This window comes from Alitiscatomonas aceti (assembly GCF_025567195.1).
Lineage (GTDB): Bacteria > Bacillota > Clostridia > Lachnospirales > Lachnospiraceae > Alitiscatomonas > Alitiscatomonas aceti.
Genome location: NZ_JAOQJF010000077.1, coordinates 1 through 1,828 on the forward strand (window position 1 = coordinate 1; position 1,828 = coordinate 1,828).

Here is a 1,828-nt window from a genome sequence, read left to right on the forward strand (position 1 = left end):
GCCTTGGGGGGTGGTCCCCCCGACTTCCCGCAAGGTTCCACGTGTCTCGCGGTACTCTGGATCCCACTAGCTGGCTGCTGTTTTCATGTACAGGACTTTCACCCTCTCTGGTCGGATTTTCCAAACCGTTCCATTAACAGATCGCCTCACATATCGTGGTCCGTAACCCCGGAATGCACGCATTCCGGTTTGGGCTCTTCCGATTTCGCTCGCCGCTACTTTCGGAATCGATGTTTCTTTCTCTTCCTCCGGCTACTTAGATGTTTCAGTTCACCGGGTTCCCGGCGTATGGCTATGGATTCACCATACGTCGCTTAAGGTCTACTTAAGCAGGTTTCCCCATTCAGAGATCTCCGGATCAAAGGATATTTGCTCCTCCCCGAAGCTTATCGCAGCTTATCACGTCTTTCATCGGCTCTTAGTGCCAAGGCATCCACCCTGTGCTCTTTCTAGCTTAACCAGATGTCTCTTCGCCGCGGGAACGGCTCCGAAACGAAGGTGCATAGCGTTGCACCCCTGGCTGTTTGTTTACATTTTTCGGTTTGCATATCTTTCGATATGCCTCGGATGTCTTGTATCTTAAATATATATCTAAGATCTTTTATTCAGTATGCAGTTTTCAAGGTACAGTCTGTATGTTCACTCAGCTAAACTCACTTGCGTTCGCTAAGATTCGTGAACCGCCTCGCACTAAGCTTGATCTGCGCCTTCCGGCTTGTTCTCGCTAAGTTGCTTTCGGCGAGTGGAGATGGAGAGATTCGAACTCTTGACCCCCTGCTTGCAAGGCAGGTGCTCTCCCAACTGAGCTACACCCCCACGGATGCGGGCCTCCCTCTTTTCTGAGGCAATCCCTGTATTCTGTTTATCTTTACAGCCGGTTTCACTCGGNCCACGTGTCTCGCGGTACTCTGGATCCCACTAGCTGGCTATCGTTTTCTCATACAGGACTTTCACCCTCTCTGGTCAGACTTTCCAGACTGTTCTGATAACGATTCGCCTCACATATCGTGGTCCGTAACCCCGGAATGCACGCATTCCGGTTTGGGCTCTTCCGATTTCGCTCGCCGCTACTTTCGGAATCGATGTTTCTTTCTCTTCCTCCGGCTACTTAGATGTTTCAGTTCACCGGGTTCCCGGCGTATGGCTATGGATTCACCATACGTCGCTTAAGGTTTACTTAAGCAGGTTTCCCCATTCAGAGATCTCCGGATCAAAGGATATTTGCTCCTCCCCGAAGCTTATCGCAGCTTATCACGTCTTTCATCGGCTCTTAGTGCCAAGGCATCCACCCTGTGCTCTTTCTAGCTTAACCAGATGTCTCTTCGCCGCGGGAACGGCTCCGAAACGAAGGTGCATAGCGTTGCACCCCTGGCTGTTTGTTTACATTTTTCGGTTTGCATATCTTTCGATATGCCTCGGATGTCTTGTATCTTAAATATATATCTAAGATCTTTTATTCAGTATGCAGTTTTCAAGGTACAGTCTGGAACCGTTTCCGGCTCCGAGTGGAGATGGAGAGATTCGAACTCTTGACCCCCTGCTTGCAAGGCAGGTGCTCTCCCAACTGAGCTACACCCCCATATAAATCTGGCATCCACCTGCTCTCCCATGCCGTCTCCAGCATAGTACCATCGGCCGCTTACGTCTTAACCGTCGTGTTCGGGATGGGAACGGGTGTTTCCCATAAGCGCATCGACACCAGAATTATTCGTTTTTAAGTTTCCTTAAAAACTAAACAGTATATAAAACCCTTACTTCTTCTTCCTTAGAAAGGAGGTGATCCAGCCGCACCTTCCGATACGGCTACCTTGTTACGACTTCACCCCAG

2 tRNA genes and 3 rRNA genes are annotated in these 1,828 nt (G+C 49.9%); all 5 read right to left on the reverse strand.

The window, feature by feature from the left end:
• A 23S ribosomal RNA gene (locus tag OCV69_RS16520) occupies positions 1 to 460 on the reverse strand; the annotation flags it as partial.
• 283 nt (positions 461 to 743) lie between these two features.
• Positions 744 to 816 (reverse strand) — tRNA-Ala (locus tag OCV69_RS16525).
• 690 nt (positions 817 to 1,506) lie between these two features.
• A tRNA-Ala gene (locus OCV69_RS16530) sits at positions 1,507 to 1,579 on the reverse strand.
• Positions 1,580 to 1,585: 6 nt separating this feature from the next.
• Positions 1,586 to 1,703, reverse strand: a 5S ribosomal RNA gene (gene rrf, locus OCV69_RS16535).
• Between the two features lie 66 nt (positions 1,704 to 1,769).
• Positions 1,770 to 1,828: ribosomal RNA gene (locus OCV69_RS16540) — 16S ribosomal RNA — on the reverse strand; the annotation flags it as partial.